Origin of the sequence: Tardiphaga sp., assembly GCF_028290785.1 — a bacterium.
In the GTDB taxonomy this organism is placed as follows: Bacteria; Pseudomonadota; Alphaproteobacteria; order Rhizobiales; family Xanthobacteraceae; genus Tardiphaga.
The window spans coordinates 1-2989 of record NZ_JAQGJD010000206.1 but is presented as its reverse complement, the minus strand read 5'-3'; the positions used below and the strand labels follow the sequence as shown (position 1 = coordinate 2989).

2 protein-coding genes and 1 pseudogene are annotated in these 2989 nt (G+C 65.4%); all 3 read left to right on the top strand.

Features of this window, described 5'->3' with window-relative positions; genetic code table 11:
• Positions 1 to 1400, top strand: a 1400-nt coding sequence (thrC, locus tag JWR89_RS12075) for a threonine synthase (protein ID WP_299716190.1), incomplete at its 5' end; no start/stop codon positions are given.
• Positions 1400 to 2689 carry a pitrilysin family protein gene (locus JWR89_RS12070; RefSeq protein WP_299716187.1) on the top strand — a complete coding sequence of 430 codons (1290 nt, stop codon included), beginning with the start codon at positions 1400 to 1402 and terminating at the stop codon, positions 2687 to 2689. The genes thrC and JWR89_RS12070, both read left to right, overlap by 1 nt.
• Positions 2690 to 2731: 42 nt before the next feature.
• A pseudogene (locus tag JWR89_RS12065) lies at positions 2732 to 2989 on the top strand (30S ribosomal protein S5 alanine N-acetyltransferase); the annotation flags it as partial.

Here is a 2989-nt window from a genome sequence, read left to right as displayed (position 1 = left end):
CCACGCGGGGCGAGGCCCCCATCCTGGGCTTCTGCGATGTGATGCTGACGGGCCTTGCCCGCGACGGTGGCCTCTATGTGCCGCAGGTCTGGCCGCAGCTTTCGGCGGAGACCATCGCCTCGCTGTTTGGCCGGCCGTATTGGGAAGTCGCCGTCGAGGTGATCCGTCCGTTTGTGGCCGGCGAGATTTCCGACGACGAACTCGGCCGCATGGCCAACGAGGCCTATGCCACCTTCCGCCATCCCGCGGTGGTCCCGCTCGACCAGACCGCGCCTAACCAGTTCGTGCTGGAGCTGTTTCACGGCCCGACGCTGGCGTTCAAGGACGTCGCGATGCAGTTGATCGCGCGGCTGATGGACCACGTGTTGGCCAATCGGGCGCAGCGCACGACCATCGTGGTGGCGACCTCCGGCGATACCGGCGGCGCCGCGGTGGATGCTTTCGCCAACCGCGACAATGTCGATCTCGTCGTGCTGTTTCCGCACGGAAAAATCTCCGACGTGCAGCGGTTGATGATGACGACGTCCGGGGCCGCGAATGTGCACGCGCTGTCGATCGAAGGCCACTTCGACGATTGCCAGGCGCTGGTGAAGGGGCTGTTCAATCACCACGCGTTCCGCGATGCCGTCTCGCTGTCCGGTGTCAATTCGATCAACTGGGCCCGTATCGTGGCGCAGGTGGTGTACTACTTCACCTCGGCGGTGGCCGTCGGCGCGCCCGGCCGCGCGGTCGATTTCACCGTGCCGACCGGCAATTTCGGTGACATCTTTGCCGGCTACGTCGCCAAGCGGATGGGCCTGCCGATCCGCAAGCTGCGCATCGCCGCCAACGTCAACGACATTCTGGCGCGCACCCTGGCCACCGGCATCTACGAAGTCCGTGAAGTGCATCAGACCGTGTCGCCGTCGATGGATATCCAGGTGTCGTCGAATTTCGAACGGCTGCTGTTCGAGGCCTCCGGCCGCGACGCCGCGCTGGTCCGCGGGCTGATGGATTCGCTGAAGCAGTCGGGCCGCTTCGTGCTGCCCGCGGCGCTGCTGACCGCGATCCGCGCGGATTTCGAAGCCGGCCGTGCCGACGAGGACGAGACCGCCGCCGCGATCCGCACCGCATGGCGCGAGACCGGCGACCTGATCGATCCGCACACCGCGGTGGCGCTGGCGGTCGCCGATCGCGACACCACCGAGATGCATGTGCCGAACATCGTGCTGTCCACCGCGCATCCGGCGAAATTTCCCGATGCGGTGGAAGCCGCCTGCGGCGTGCGCCCGGCGCTGCCGGTGTATCTCGATGGCCTGATGAGCAAGCCCGAGCATATTACGGTCATGAAGAATGACCAAAGCGACATTGAGCGGTTCGTGCTGTCGGTCAGCCGCGCCGCGAAGCAAGGAGTTTCCTGATGAGTGTCGAAGTCACCAAACTGCCCTCGGGCCTCACGGTCATCACCGATTCCATGCCGCACCTGGAAACCGCGGCCTTGGGCGTCTGGACCGGCGTCGGCGGCCGCGACGAAAAACCCAACGAGCACGGCATTTCGCATCTGCTCGAACACATGGCGTTCAAGGGCACCAAGAAGCGCTCGTCGCGCGAGATCGTCGAAGAGATCGAGGCGGTCGGCGGCGATCTCAATGCCGGCACCTCCACCGAGACGACTGCCTATTATGCCCGCGTGATGAAGGCCGACGTGCCGCTGGCGCTCGACGTGCTCAGCGACATTCTCGCCAACCCCACGTTCGTGCCAGAAGAGCTCGAGCGCGAAAAGAGCGTGATCGTGCAGGAGATCGGCGCCGCGCAGGACACGCCGGACGACGTGGTGTTCGAGCATCTCAACGAGCTCTGCTATCCCGACCAGCCGATGGGTCGCTCGCTGCTCGGCACCGCCAAGACGCTGAAGGGGTTCAATCGCGACACGCTGCAGAACTATCTCTCAACGCATTATCGCGGACCGGACATGGTCGTCGCCGCCGCCGGCGCGGTCAGCCACCGCCAGGTGGTGGATGAGGCCTCGGATCGCTTCTCTAGCTTTTCCGGCACCGCAGCGCCGAAGCCGCAACCGGCGATGTTCGGCAAGGGCGGCTCTCGGGTCGTGCATCGCGATCTCGAGCAGGCGCATCTGACGCTGGCGCTGGAAGGCCTGCCGCAGTCAGACCTGTCGCTGTTCAGCCTGCAGGTATTCACCAACATTCTCGGCGGCGGGATGTCGTCACGGCTGTTCCAGGAAGTCCGCGAGAAGCGCGGCCTGTGCTACTCGATCTACACGTTTCACGCGCCGTATAGCGACACGGGTTTTTTCGGGCTCTATACCGGCACCGATCCGGCCGATGCGCCGGAGATGATGGAAGTCATCGTCGATGTCATCAATGACGCCGTGGAAACGCTGACCGAGGGCGAGATCAACCGCGCCAAGGCGCAGATGAAGGCCGGCCTGCTGATGGCACTGGAAAGCTGCAGCGCGCGCGCCGAACAACTGGCACGGCACATGCTGGCCTATGGCCGCCCGCTCACCGTGGAAGAGCTGGTCGCCCGCATCGACGCCGTCAGCATCGAGTCCACCCGCAATGTCGCCAGGGGATTGCTGACCCGGAGCCGGCCGGCGGTGTGCGCGCTCGGCAGCGGCCGCGGACTGGATACCGCGGTGGCCTTTGCCGAAGGTTTGACCCGCGCCAAGGACAAAACGCTGCTACACTGAGAACGATTTTCGCGGCAGCAGCCGGTTTTTCGGGGAAGAGATATGGCCCTGTTTCGTTTGCCATCAAGCGTGCCGGCGGCGCTGGCGCCGCGCGGCTACGGCCTGCAGCTACGCGCGCCCGTGATGGCCGACTTCCCGCAATGGGCGGATCTGCGCGAGCATAGCCGCGGCTACCTGACGCCGTGGGAGCCGATCTGGCCATCCGACGACCTCACCCGCGCCGGTTTCCGCCGCCGCTTGCGGCGTTACGCTGAAGACGCTGCCGCCGACCGCGCTTATCCGTTTCTGGTGTTTCGCGAA